The sequence below is a fragment of the Aureimonas sp. D3 genome, assembly GCF_001463805.1.
Classification (GTDB): Bacteria; Pseudomonadota; Alphaproteobacteria; order Rhizobiales; family Rhizobiaceae; genus Aureimonas; species Aureimonas ureilytica_A.
Genome location: NZ_BBWM01000045.1, coordinates 65,714 through 78,064, shown reverse-complemented (window position 1 = coordinate 78,064; position 12,351 = coordinate 65,714). Strand labels below are relative to the sequence as shown.

The 12,351-nt window shown below is 66.4% G+C and carries 10 protein-coding genes and 1 pseudogene; all 11 read right to left on the bottom strand.

Translation table 11 applies throughout. The annotated features are described in order from the left end of the window. Positions 1–5: 5 nt before the first annotated feature. Positions 6–1,619: an ABC transporter substrate-binding protein gene (locus tag AUL36_RS13285; RefSeq protein ID WP_156418379.1), complete on the bottom strand. Its 1,614-nt coding sequence runs from the start codon at positions 1,617–1,619 to the stop codon at positions 6–8. Positions 1,620–1,752: 133 nt separating this feature from the next. Continuing rightward, positions 1,753–2,820: a dipeptidase gene (locus AUL36_RS13280; RefSeq protein ID WP_062221531.1), complete on the bottom strand. Its 1,068-nt coding sequence runs from the start codon at positions 2,818–2,820 to the stop codon at positions 1,753–1,755. Positions 2,821–2,974: 154 nt separating this feature from the next. Beyond that, the gene (gene glpK, locus AUL36_RS13275; RefSeq protein WP_062221674.1) at positions 2,975–4,462 is read right to left on the bottom strand and encodes a glycerol kinase GlpK; all 1,488 of its coding nucleotides are present in this window, start codon (positions 4,460–4,462) and stop codon (positions 2,975–2,977) included. Positions 4,463–4,494: 32 nt separating this feature from the next. Further along, positions 4,495–4,659, bottom strand: a pseudogene (locus tag AUL36_RS13270) (DeoR family transcriptional regulator); the annotation flags it as partial. 116 nt (positions 4,660–4,775) lie between these two features. Next, the gene (locus tag AUL36_RS13265; RefSeq protein ID WP_082655829.1) at positions 4,776–6,863 is read right to left on the bottom strand and encodes a HAMP domain-containing methyl-accepting chemotaxis protein; all 2,088 of its coding nucleotides are present in this window, start codon (positions 6,861–6,863) and stop codon (positions 4,776–4,778) included. A 196-nt stretch (positions 6,864–7,059) separates the two neighbouring features. Further along, the gene (locus AUL36_RS13260) at positions 7,060–7,542 is read right to left on the bottom strand and encodes an RES family NAD+ phosphorylase (RefSeq protein WP_058601245.1); all 483 of its coding nucleotides are present in this window, start codon (positions 7,540–7,542) and stop codon (positions 7,060–7,062) included. Continuing rightward, positions 7,539–7,970, bottom strand: coding sequence for an antitoxin Xre-like helix-turn-helix domain-containing protein (locus AUL36_RS13255; RefSeq protein WP_058633647.1), 432 nt, complete (start codon positions 7,968–7,970; stop codon positions 7,539–7,541). Before AUL36_RS13255 ends, AUL36_RS13260 begins: the two co-directional genes overlap by 4 nt. Before the next feature lie 70 nt (positions 7,971–8,040). Then, positions 8,041–8,931, bottom strand: a complete 891-nt coding sequence (locus AUL36_RS13250; protein WP_062221525.1) for an SMP-30/gluconolactonase/LRE family protein — start codon at positions 8,929–8,931, stop codon at positions 8,041–8,043. A 28-nt stretch (positions 8,932–8,959) separates the two neighbouring features. Continuing rightward, the gene (locus AUL36_RS13245) at positions 8,960–9,931 is read right to left on the bottom strand and encodes an ABC transporter permease (protein WP_062221523.1); all 972 of its coding nucleotides are present in this window, start codon (positions 9,929–9,931) and stop codon (positions 8,960–8,962) included. Beyond that, positions 9,928–10,869 carry an ABC transporter permease gene (locus AUL36_RS13240; protein WP_062221522.1) on the bottom strand — a complete coding sequence of 314 codons (942 nt, stop codon included), beginning with the start codon at positions 10,867–10,869 and terminating at the stop codon, positions 9,928–9,930. The genes AUL36_RS13245 and AUL36_RS13240 overlap by 4 nt, the downstream gene beginning before the upstream one ends. After that, the gene (locus AUL36_RS13235; RefSeq protein WP_062221520.1) at positions 10,866–12,338 is read right to left on the bottom strand and encodes a sugar ABC transporter ATP-binding protein; all 1,473 of its coding nucleotides are present in this window, start codon (positions 12,336–12,338) and stop codon (positions 10,866–10,868) included. Before AUL36_RS13235 ends, AUL36_RS13240 begins: the two co-directional genes overlap by 4 nt. Between the last annotated feature and the right edge of the window lie 13 nt (positions 12,339–12,351).

Sequence of the window (12,351 nt, the reverse complement as noted above, 5' to 3'; positions counted from 1 at the left end):
GCGGATTACTGCGCCGTCTTGGTGACGGTCCAGTAGAAGGCCGAGGCGACGGCGCTGCCGGTCTTGAAGCCGTCGACGCCCTTGCGCAGCGCCGGCTGCTCGGAGCGCTGGAACAGGACCGCGATCGGCGAGGCCATCTGCTCGTGGCGCTGCATGTCCTCATAGAGCTTGGCGCGCTTGGCCTCGTCCTTCTCCACCACGGCGGCGGCGACCATCGGCGTCGTTTCGGTCGCGGCATAGGCGTTGCGCCAAGCGAGATTGCCGACCAGCGCGGCCGCGTCCGAATTGTCGGCATTGGCGGCGAAGACCGAGGCGTTGGTCTGCGGGTCCGGGTAGTCCGGGCCCCAGGTCTGAAGCGTCAGCTTGTGGTTGCGCGCGCGGTAGATCGACAGCGCCTCCGCGCCCGTCACCGAGCGCAGCGACGCCTTGATGCCGGCCTGGGCGAGCGTGCCCTGAATGGCCTGCGCGATGTCCACGCGCTCCTTCTCGTTGCGGATCAGGATTTCGGTCTCGAAGCCGTCGGGATAGCCGGCCTCGGCCAGAAGCGCCTTGGCCTTCGCCACGTCGAGCTTAAAGGGCTTGTCCTCGATCGCGCCGAGGAAGCCGGCGGGCAGGAAGGACTGGTGCGTCTGTTCCTGGCCCTTCAGAAGCTGGCTGGTGATGCCGTCATAGTCGATCAGATATTTGATCGCTTCCATGACCTTGGGCTTGGAGAGGATCTCGTCCTTCTGATTGCCCGAGAGATAATAGACCTGTCCGCGCAGCTCGGTCTGGACCTTGAGATTGGGGTCCTTCTCGACCGAGGCGATGTCGGTCGGCCCCAGATTGCGGGCGACGTCCACATCGCCCTTCTGAAGCAGAAGCAGCTGCGTCGCGGGCTCCACCACATGGCGTACGAAGACGCGCTTCATCGCGACCTCGTGGTTGAAATTGGGGTTGGCGTCGAGCACCACGGATTCGTTGGGCTTCCAGGCACGCAGCACATAGGCGCCCGAGCCGGCCGAATGCGTGTCGAGCCAGGCGTTGCCGTAGTCCTCGCCGGCATGTTCCATCACCACGGCCTTGTCGACGATCGAGCCGACCTCGGCGGTCAGCGCGTTGTAGAGGAAGGACGGGGCATAGGGCTTGTCGGTGACGATCTGGAGCGTCGAGGCGTCCACCGCCTTCACCGTCCGCTCCACATTGTCCTTTGTCAGGCCGAATTGGGTGAGAATGAAGGCCGGTGTCTGGTCGAGCTTCACCACGCGCTGGAGCGAGAAGGCCGCGTCCTCGGCGGTCACCGGATTGCCCGAGGCGAACTTGCGCCCCTCGGCCATCTTGAACGTGTAGGTAAGACCGTCATCGCTGACCGACCAGCTGGAGGCCAGACCCGGAATGGGCTTCAGCGTCTGCGGATCGATCTCGACCAGCGTCTCGTAGATATTGTTGATTTGGTCCTGGCCGGCGAACTCGAAGCTTTCGGCCGGATCGAGCGACTTCATGTCGTCGATGCCGTTGGCGATCACCAGCGTGTCCGCCGGGGTCGCGGCAGACGCGCCTTGCGCCAGCGCCAGAGCGCCCAAAAGGATGGTGCCGGCGGCAAGGCGACGAGCCAGCGAGCGAGAGCGGTGAAGCGACACGGGCGACCTCTTCGGGTGCGAGGAGAGAAGCAGCGCGCTGGCGCTATGGCTCGGCGCGCTTATCAGTGAGGAGGCTATGCGATGCCCAAAGCGACGGCAAGCGCTTTCAGTGCACAAGCTGTGGACACGGTTGTCACGCTTTCCACGTCCGGCCCAGAACCAAGAGCCAGTTGCGCAGGGCGATCTTTTCCAGAAGCGCGTCGCTGTAGCCGGCAGCCGAGAGATGCTCGATCAGGCGAGGGAGACCGGCCGCCGAGCCGATCGCGTCGGGGATCGTCGCGCCGTCGAAATCCGAGCCGAGCGCCACGCCGTCCTCGCCCAGCCGCTCCAGCAGCGCGTCGAGATGGCGGCGCATCGTGTCCAGCGGCGTGTCGGACTCCATGCGCCCGTCCTCGCGCAGGAAGGCGGTGGCGAAGTTCAGCCCCACCACGCCCTGCGAGCGCGCGACGGCATCCAGCTGCGCATCGGTCAGATTGCGGCTGACCGGGCAGAGCGCATGGACATTGGAATGGGTGGCGACGAGGGGCGCGTCGGAGAGTTCGGCCACGTCCCAGAAGCCACGCTCGTTGAGATGCGAGAGATCGAGCAGAACGCCCAGCTCGTTGCAGCGCTTCACCAGCCGCTTGCCGGGTTCGAGCAGACCCGGTCCGGTGTCGGGCGAGGAGGGAAAGCGCATGGGCACGCCATGGGCGAAATGGTTGTGCCGGCTCCAGACCATGCCGACCGAACGCAGGCCCGCGGCATAGAGCACGTCGAGCATATAGAGGTCGGGGTCGATCGCCTCCGCGCCCTCGATATGCAGAACGGCGGCCAGACTGCCCCGCGCAACAGCCGATTCGATCTCGGCGACGCTGCGGCAGACGGTCAGCCCACCCTTCGACGCCGCTTCCAGGCGCAGGAGGATGGAAGCCATGGCGATCGTCGCGTCCGCACCGGTGGGATGGGGCAGGGGATCGGGCAGCGGCAGATCATAGCCCGCCCCGCCCATGAGATCGGACAGACCGCTCGCCATGGGCGAGGGCGGGAAGATCGCGAAGAGGCCACCGACGAGACCGCCCGCGCGCGCTTTCGTCAGGTCGATATGGGCCGAGGAGCCACCCTTCAGAAAGGCCTCGAAGGCCGCAGGCGTCGGGTCGTTGTAGATGCGCAGAAGGGCGTCGTTGTGACCGTCGAAAACGTTCAAGGCAGTTCCTCGCGTCAGAGCCGGCTTGCGGCCGGTCCGGGAATCGGATGGCGCGGACGCTAGAGGCAGGTGTGGGCAGAGGGCAAGTCGAGGTGCGAGCCACCGCGCAGAGGAGGGGCGTCAGCGATAGACGCCGCTCGCACTCTTGGCCCCGACCCTGTGCCTCATTCCGTCAGCTCGTGCGCGTGCGCCGAACCGCGTCGGCCCAGCCGGTCAGCTTGCGGCCGCGCTCCACCGCCGACATAGCGGGCTCGAAGCGGCGCTCCAGATGCCAGCTGGCCGCGAACCCATCCTGCCCCGGCCAGACGCCCGCCTTGTGGCCCGCGAGCCAGGCGGCGCCGAGCGCCGTCGTCTCCAGAACCACGGGCCGGTCCACCGGCGCGTTCAGGATGTCGGCGAGGCGCTGCATGGTCCAGTCGCTCGCCACCATGCCGCCGTCGACGCGCAGGACGCGGTCTCCGTCGCCCTGCCAATCGCGCCCCATGGCCCCTAGAAGATCGGCCGTCTGGAAGCAGACCGATTCCAGCGCGGCGCGGGCGAACTCGTTCGGCCCCGTGTTGCGGGTCAGCCCATAGATCGCGCCGCGCGCCTCCGCGTCCCACCAGGGCGCGCCGAGACCCACGAAGGCCGGCACGAGATAAACGTCTTCCGTCTCGCTGGCCTTGGCCGCCATGGGGCCGGACTGCTCGGCCCGCTCCATGAGCTTCAACCCGTCGCGCAGCCATTGCACGGCGGCCCCTGCCACGAAGATCGAGCCTTCCAGCGCGTAGGTCGTCTGCCCGTCAAGCCGATAGGCGATGGTGGAGAGGAGCCGGTTCTTGGAATGGCAGCGCACCCGGCCAGTGTTGAGAACGGCAAAACAGCCCGTGCCATAGGTCGATTTCGTCATGCCAGGCCGGAAACAGGCATTGCCGAGCGTCGCGGCGTGCTGATCACCCGCCATGCCGAGGATCGGGATGGCCGTGCCGAATAGGGCGGGATCGGTCATGCCGAACTCGGCCGCGCAGTCGCGCACCTCGGGCAGGAGCGCGCGCGGCACACGCAGGAGCTTGAGGAGATCCTCGTCCCAGTCGTTCGCCTCGATGTCGAACAGGAGCGTGCGGGCGGCGTTGGTCGCGTCGGTCGCGTGGACGCGCCCGCCCGTCAGCCGCCATAGAAGGAACGTGTCGATCGTCCCGAAGGCGAGGTTGCCTGCCTCCGCCCGCGCCCGCGCGCCCGTCACCTCGTCCAGAATCCAGGCGATCTTGGTGCCGGAGAAATAGGGGTCCACGACGAGGCCGGTCTTGGCGGTGACCATCTCCTCCGCGCCGTCCTCGCGCAGCTGGCGGCAGATGTCAGCGGTACGCCGGTCCTGCCAGACGATGGCGTTGTGGATCGGCTCGCCGGTCGCGCGGTCCCAGATCACGGTCGTTTCGCGCTGGTTGGTGATGCCGATGGCCGCGATGTCGCCCGCCGAGAGCGAGGCGGCGGAAAGGGCAGTGCGGACCGTCGCGACGACGGTGCGCCAGATGTCCTCCGGGTCGTGCTCCACCCAACCCGAACGCGGGAAATGCTGGGCGAATTCCTGCTGCCCGACGCCCGCGATGCGGAACCCATCGTCGAAGACGATGGCGCGGGTGGACGTGGTGCCCTGGTCGATCGCAAGCACATAGCCCGCCATGAAATCCTCCCAAACGATCAATGCTCGATCCCGGCTCCGCCATGGACGCTCGACAGAAGCCGCCCCTCGCAGAGATCGTTCAGATCCTTGCGGATCGTCTGAACGCTGACCTCGAAGCGCTGCGACAGGTCCTCCACGTGAACACGCCCCTGCCGGCGCGCGAGTTCCAGAATCTGCGCTTGGCGATCAGGCAACATGGCAAGTCTCCGGCGAGACGGGACGCTCCGTCCTAAAACGAAACCGGCCGCGCCGAAAGCGAAAGTCCCTCCTCCCGCGGGAGAAGGGACTTCGACGCTCCCTGTGTGGTTGTTGATCAGGCGCTCAGGCGTTCGAACGTATCGTCGCCGCCCATATCCATCGCAAAGCCTGCCGATTGGTTCGCTGGCGGGCGGGCCGGCTGGGCATGGGTTTCGCCAAAGGCTTTCACACGGGTGCGGAGCGCGTGTACCGTCTCCTGCCGCGAGGGCTTGGGCGCGGCGGCGGGTTTGGCACCCTCGGGCGCGCCGCGGCGCATCTCCCCGCCGACCTTGAAGAAGGCGACGCCATCGGCGAGCGAGCTGGCTTCCGCCGAAAGCTGGCGGGCCGTCGCGGCCATCTCGTTGGAGGCCCCGGCATTCGACTGGGTGACCTGATCGAGCTGCTGGATCGCCTGATTGATCTGCTCGATGCCGACCGACTGCTCGCGGCAGGCCGAGGAGATTTCCGAAACCAGTTCCGCCGTGCGCTGGATATCGGGCACGAGATCGTTGAACATACGCCCGGCGTCTTGCGCCACCTGAAGCGTGCCCGCCGAAAGATCGCTGATCTCGGCCGCCGCCGCCTGGCTTCGCTCGGCCAGCTTGCGCACTTCCGACGCGACCACCGCGAAGCCCTTGCCGTGCGCTCCCGCGCGCGCCGCCTCAATGGCGGCGTTGAGGGCGAGAAGATCGGTCTGGCGCGCGATCTCCTGGACGACACGCACCTTGTCCGCGATCGTCTCCATGGCCTGGAGCGAGCCGGCAATGGCCTCGCGGCTCTTCTGGGCGCTGACGGCCGAGATATTGGCCATCTTTTCCGTCTGCGAGGCGTTCTCCGCGTTCTGGCGGATATTGGCGGTCATCTCTTCCACAGCGGCCGAGGCCTGTTCGGAGGCCGCCGCCTGCTCGGTGGAGCCCGAGGACAGCTGCTCGGCCGTCGCGGCGGACTGGGTGGAGCCCGAGGCGACCTGCGTGGCCGAGGTTCTGATATCGCCGACGATCGTGGAGAGCTTTTCGCCCATGCGGTTCATGGAGCGCAGGAGCTCACCCACCTCGTCCGACCCCTTGGCCTCGACCCGCTGGGACACGTCGCCCGCGCCGATGGCCTCCGACAGGTCCACCGCGCGCCGCAGGCCCCGGCTGATCGACAGGGCCATCCAGCTGGCGGCACCGGCCCCCACGAGAAGCGCCGCCAGAACCAGTGCGGTCAGGAGGGTGCGTGTCGAGAGATAGGTGTCTTCGATATCCGTGCGCATCGCCTCCGCCTTCCGGCTCTCGGATGCGATCATATCCTGGAAGGACTGGACCAGCGCCAGGGTTTGCGGGCGAATTTTGGTGCCGGCGATCTCGACGGCCTGGGCATCCGTGTTGACCGAGCCCAGCGTGAAGATCTCCTTGAGCACGGGAACGAAGCCCGTCCAATGGTCGAGGCTGGCCTTGGCTTCGGCGCCATAAGGTGTAGAGGCGGCCAGCGAAGCGTAGCTTCTCATTCGCTCATCGACGCGGGTGAGGGTTGCGTCGAACTCCGTCTGCAATTGTGCGACGCGGTCCTTCTTGTTTTCCGCCACCGCACTCATCATCAGGAAGCGCAGACGCTCCAGTTCGGGCGAGAGATCGGCAAGAACGGCGCGAGCCGGACCATCGTAGCGGGCAGCGGCCATGCTCCCGGCCGTTTTCCCGACGGCCGCAACCAGCGCATCACCCATCGTGCGCCCCGTGGTCGCTTCGAGGTCGAGCGCCCGCGAGACGGAGTTCTGCTTCGACAGATCGATGGTTTGGCGCGCCGCGACCCACCATTCATCGAATGCCGCCTGCGCCTGATCGGCCTGGGTCGTCGCCTCGTTGGTTTGCGTGCCCAGCCCTGCGCGATAGGCCTTGAGGATCGAGAGGATCGTTTCGCGCGCCTCGATCATCGATTTCTCGCGCCCGGCTTTCAGCTCCAAATCGTTGACCATGACGAGAGCGTTCAAACTGCGGCCTATGCCCTGCATGGCCTGGGTCGCCTGCCCCAGGTTGAGGGACGCTTCATAGGGGCCTGACGCGAATCCTTTCATCGCCTCATTGGCATAACCCAGACGCGAGACGCCGAGGTAGCCGGCACCTCCCAGCATCGCCAAAATTGTCGCAAACGATACACCCAGCTTGGCCTTCACAGAAACACGCATATCTCGCCCCGAACTCAACTGAGGCAAGGATTGCTTTGGATCAGTGAAAATTTTTTAAAGGAGGGAACCGAGCTACTAAATGTCGCGAATTATATTGCTTAGCCAGGACCGACACGCCCGATACTATCGGTATCTACTTACGTATATTCGCATAGGTCGAAAGTCTGTATTATATTATTAACCTGTGGTTTTGTCATCAAATCCCAAACAGACGGCGGTCCCAGAACACCGGCTCGTGCAGGCTCACGGCGATCAGCGGGAACTCGGGATGAGCCGGATTGATCAGGATATTGCGCTCGGGCCGGGCGACGACGCTCGGCACGAAGAGAAGGACGCTGCGCCGCTCCGCGCACCAGCGCTCCCCAAACCCCTTGCTGACGGTCGGCGGCATCACGTCCCAGCCGGGTAGGGCGGGCGGCGAGAAGACCTCGTAGCTGAGGCCCCTCGGCAGGGTGGTGGTGACGAAATGCTGGTTCGGGGGCAGGCGGCCGCTGCCATGCACGAGCTTTTCCAGAAGCGCGGTCGCGAAATGCTCGCTTGTATAGATCAGCGGGCTGCCCGGCGTGTTCCAGCGGCCGGGCGCGATGGTGGAGCCGGTGGCGTCGAAGATCGGATAGGTGCCGGCGGGGTCTCCGATCCGATAGGATTGCAGCGTCCGATCGAGGATCTGCGCCGTCACGCGGCGCTGCCATATTCGAGCCGGCCGAGAATATCGAGCACCAGTTCCGCGCCGATCTCGCTGCCGATCACCATGTCGATCGGGCGGCGATCTTCCAGCATCGGATGGGGACGGAACAGGAAATCCCGTGCTTCGCTCTCTTCACGCCAGACATGCAGCGCCAGACCCCATACGCGGGCGACGCGGGCAAGCCGCGCGCCTTCGTCGGAGGACAGGCGATGGCTGCCCTTGCGACGGTCATAGGTGGCCTTGGGAACCAGCCGATATTTGAACTGCGCATCATCGGGCGCGATCAAACGCGCCACGCGGTCGAGCGCGCCGAGCGGCAGACCGCTCTCGATCCGCGATATCAGGCCGAAGGGCGAAAGCGGCGCGGCCTCGCGGCCCGGCAGGCCGAGAACTTCAGCCATGGTGTTGATCGCCAGCATGGGTCGCGCCTCCGTCTCAGGTGAGGCTATAATTGGCCTCACCTGAGACGGTTTGCAAGGGCACACCCCGTCAGGCGCCGCTCACGCGCACATAGAGCGAATAGATCGAGGTCGTCGCCGCGATGAAGAGCCGGTTGCCCTTCGGCCCGCCGAAGCAGAGATTGGCGACGACCTCCGGCACGAGGATCTTGCCAAGCCGCGTTCCATCCGGGTGGAAGACATGGACGCCGTCGGCCGCGCTCGACCAGAGACGGCCGTCGCGATCGACGCGCATTCCATCCGGCACGCCTCGGTCGATCGTGGCAAAAACCTCGCCGCCCGTGAGCCTCGCGCCCTCGACGCGGAAGCGCCGGATATGACGCGGCCCCTCGGGATCATGGCTGCCGCCGGAATCGGCGATATAAAGAAGCGAATGGTCGGGCGAGAAGCAGAGCCCGTTCGGCTGGACGAAATCGCTCACCACGCGCGTCAACTCGCCGCTCGCGGCATCGATGCGATAGACGCCTTGGCAGGGCTGTTCCTGATCGGCCTTGTGGCCTTCGTAGTCATCGCGAATGCCGTAGTTCGGATCGGTAAACCAGATTGAGCCGTCGCGGTGGACGACGACGTCGTTGGGCGAGTTCAACCGCTTGCCCTCAAAGCTCGTGGCGAGCACCGAGATCGCTCCATTGGCCTCCGTGCGCGTGACGCGCCGCCCGCCATGCTCGCAGGAGACGAGCCGCCCCGCGCCGTCGCGCGTGTGGCCGTTGGTATAGCCTGCCGGCGCGCGGAAGACATGAGTGCCGACATCGGGAATCCAGCGCAGGATGCGGTCGTTCGGGATGTCGCTCCATAGGAGAGAATTGCCGTCGCCGAACCAGACCGGCCCCTCCGCCCATCGGCAGCCGGAATGGATCTGTTCCAGCGTGACATTGATCAGCGCGACCTCGGAAAAGCGCGGGTCGAAGATTTCGTACAGCATGGGGCGGGCTCGAAAAGGGCGGATGGGTTCAGGCGCGGCCGGACTTGGGATCGCCGGCCAGCGTGATGATGGCGATGATGATGAGACCGGTGAGAAGCAGGCGAAGCCCCGCGCCGACGCCGAACGTGTTCAGCATGGTGACGAGGAGATAGAGGAACAGCGAGGCGCCCCAGAGACCGGCGACATTGGACCGCCCGCCCGAAACGGACGAGCCGCCGACCACCACGACCGCGATGGACGCCAGAAGATATTCCTCGCCCATATTCAGCGATGAGCCGCCCGAGAAGCCGGCGAGCACCGCGCCGCAGAGCCCGGCCAGCGTCGCCGACAGGACATAGGTGAGGAAGCGCACGCGATCGACGCGAATGCCCGCCAAGCCCGCCGCGCGCTGGTTCTGCCCGATGGCCGAAACCGAGCGGCCATAGACCGTGCGATGAAGAAGCAGGCCCATCAAGCCACAGAGCGCGAGCGTTGCGATGGCGAGATAGGGAATGCCGAGAATGCGCCCGGTGGCGAAGGCGGCGAAGCTTTCGGGCGGGCGAACGCGCAGGCCTCGGCCATAGCTGATGGCGGTGGACTGGACGAGGAAGCTCGCCGAAAGGGTCGCGATGATCGGCGGGATCGAAAGGAGGCGGATCAGCAGATAGTTGAATGCGCCGACCAGCGCGCCGACACCGAGCGCAACAGCGAGACCCAGAAGAATGCGCCCGTCCGCCTCGTTCATTGCCACCATGGACAGCGTGCCCGCGAGCGCGATGGTGGAGGGGATCGACAGGTCGACATTGCCGGGGCCGGTCGTGATGACGAACATCTGACCGAGACCGACGATCACATACATGGTCGCGAAGGTCAGCGCCGTGGAGAGGATCTGCCCGCCGCCCACGCCGCCGGTGAAGGCGAGCGTGGCGAGGAAGATCAAAAGCGCCCCGCCGAAGGAAAAGGCATAGGGGTGGCGTGTGGCGAAGCCCGGCTTCTGGGATGCTGCGGCTGCCGCACTCATGCCGCCCTCCGTTCCGTCTGGTTGACGAGGGCGCGCAGCGCCAGAACCGCGATCAGGATCGCGCCCTGCGCGCCGATCTGCCAATCGGGCGAAATGCGCAGGAAGGAGAGCAGCGAGCCGGCGAGCGTCAGCGTCAAGGCGCCGATCACCGCGCCGACCGGCGACACACGCCCGCCGGTGAATTCGCCGCCGCCCAGAATGACGCCCGCGATCGACAGAAGCGTGTAGCGCAGCGCGATATTGGCGTCGGCCGAGGTGGTGAGGCCAACCAGCGTCAGGCCGCTGAGGACACCGAAGAACCCGCAAAGCGCATACATGGTCATCTTGGCGCGCAGCAGCGACCAGCCGGCGCGGCGCACCGCCTGCGGATTGCCACCGGCCCCGCGCAGAACCGTGCCGAAGGAGGAGCGCATCAGGAGAAGGTGCACCGCCAAGGCGAGCGCGGCGCTGGCGAGGATCGCGAAGGGCACGAGCGGCGTCTTCAGCTTCACGAGGCCCGAGAGCCAGGCCGGGGCCGAGCCGCCGGGCGAGGGCAGGAGAAGAATGGCCGCCCCCAGCCAGACGAAGCTGAGGCCAAGCGTCACCACGATCGAGGGCAGGTTGCGCCAGTGGATCAGCGCGCCGATACCGGCATAGGCCGCGATGCAGAGGACGAGCAGGAGGACGCCCACGAGCGGCGTTTCGTTCAGAACCGTCGCGCCGATACAGGCGACGAGGCTGACGAAGCCGCCGATCGAGAGGTCGAGATCGTTGACGGTGATGACGCAGAGCTGCGCGATCGTCGCGAGCGCGATCGGCAGCGCCAGATTGAGCATGAGGTTCAGGCCAAGATAGCTCATGGCCCGAGGCTGGACGATGAAGATCACGGCCAGAAGCAGGATAAACGAGACGGGCGGCAAGAGCGCTCGCAGGACGCGCGGATTCAGAAGTGCGTTCATGCCGCCTCCTCCTCGAAGGAGGCGCTGAGGATGCGCGCCTCGGTGAGGTCGGCGCGCGGCAGTTCGTCCACGATCCGCCCCGTGCGCAGGACATAGATCTGGTCGCAGCTCTTCAATTCGTCGAACTCCGTCGTGTACCAGATGAAGGTGCGGCCCTTCTCGGCTTCGGTGCGAACCTGCGCATAGACTTCCTGCTTGGTGCCGATATCGACGCCGCGCATGGGATCGTCCATCAGGATGATGTCGGCATCCGAGCCGAGCGCGCGAGCAAACAGCGCCTTCTGCTGGTTGCCGCCAGATAAGGTCAGGATATTGTTGCCCATGTCGGGCGTGCGGATGGCGATGCGACGCTGCCAGTCCGCTTCCATGGCGCGCTCGCGCGCGGGGTCGATCAGCCCCAGCCGGGTCAAGCCGCGCAGCGAGCGGATGGTGACGTTCTGGCCGATGGACCAGAGCGGAAACACGCCGTCCGTCTGCCGGTCTCCGGCCACGAAGGCGGTGCGGCCCTCGACTTTCGCAAAGCGCGAGCCGCGGAACGAGGCGTTCTGGAGAAGCACGAGAAGCGCCGTCTGGCCATGGCCGGCCAGCCCCGCCAAGCCGATGATCTCGCCGCGCCGCGCTTCCAGCGCGCCGCCGCCGCGCGGGCTCGACACGCGCGCCACGACCGGCGCGGCCGAGCGCGCCCGCGCCTCGACCGCCGCCTCGTCCTCAAGGGCGACGACATGGCCCATGCTTTCCACAAGCGAATAACGGTCGAAGCCGGAGGCGGGCCGGACATCCACCACGCGGCCGTCGCTCATCACGGCGATCCGGTCGCAGGTGGAGAGGATTTCGCCCAGGATATGCGAGATCAGGATGACGCTGCCGCCCTTGGCGACGAAGCCACGGACATAGGCCAGAAGCTGGCTCGCCGCGCTGCCGTCGAGCGAGGAGGTCGGCTCGTCCAGGATCACGAGGCGGGGCGTCGGATCGTCGCCGGCAAAGACGGTCGCGATCTCCACCATCTGACGCTGGCCGAGCGCGAGGTCGGAGAGAAGCTCCTGTGGCCCGATGCCATGGCCCGGGAAAATCTCGTCGAGCTTGTCGCGGATCAGGGCGCTCGCGCGCCGCCGCCAGCCGAAGCCCCGGAGCGTCCCGTGGCGCACGCGCGTGTTCTCGGCGACGGTGAGATTGGGGCAGAGCGAGAGTTCCTGAAAGACACAGCGCACGCCGAGAGAGCGAGCGCGCGACACGCCGTATCGCCCGGTCTGGTCCTCGCCCGACAGCGTGAGCGTGCCGGTATCGGGCACGACATTGCCGACGAGCACCTGCATCAGGGTGGATTTGCCTGCGCCATTGTGGCCGGCAAGGCCCAGGCATTCGCCGGGGCGGATGTCGAGATCGACGCCGCGCAGGGCGCGCACCGCGCCGAAGCTTTTTTCGATGGCGCTAAGGCGCACCAAAGCGCCGGCCGAACCGGGTTCCGTCATGCTGGCCTCGGGA

What these genes read in the sequence shown, in the direction of transcription:
- AUL36_RS13235 (WP_062221520.1), bottom strand. Translation starts at nt 12,338, where the DNA reads ATGACGGAACCCGGTTCGGCCGGCGCTTTGGTGCGCCTTAGCGCCATC.
- AUL36_RS13240 (WP_062221522.1), bottom strand. Translation starts at nt 10,869, where the DNA reads ATGAACGCACTTCTGAATCCGCGCGTCCTGCGAGCGCTCTTGCCGCCC.
- AUL36_RS13245 (WP_062221523.1), bottom strand. Translation starts at nt 9,931, where the DNA reads ATGAGTGCGGCAGCCGCAGCATCCCAGAAGCCGGGCTTCGCCACACGC.
- glpK (WP_062221674.1), bottom strand. Translation starts at nt 4,462, where the DNA reads ATGGCGGGCTATGTGCTTGCGATCGACCAGGGCACCACGTCCACCCGC.
- AUL36_RS13250 (WP_062221525.1), bottom strand. Translation starts at nt 8,931, where the DNA reads ATGCTGTACGAAATCTTCGACCCGCGCTTTTCCGAGGTCGCGCTGATC.
- AUL36_RS13255 (WP_058633647.1), bottom strand. Translation starts at nt 7,970, where the DNA reads ATGCTGGCGATCAACACCATGGCTGAAGTTCTCGGCCTGCCGGGCCGC.
- AUL36_RS13265 (WP_082655829.1), bottom strand. Translation starts at nt 6,863, where the DNA reads ATGCGTGTTTCTGTGAAGGCCAAGCTGGGTGTATCGTTTGCGACAATT.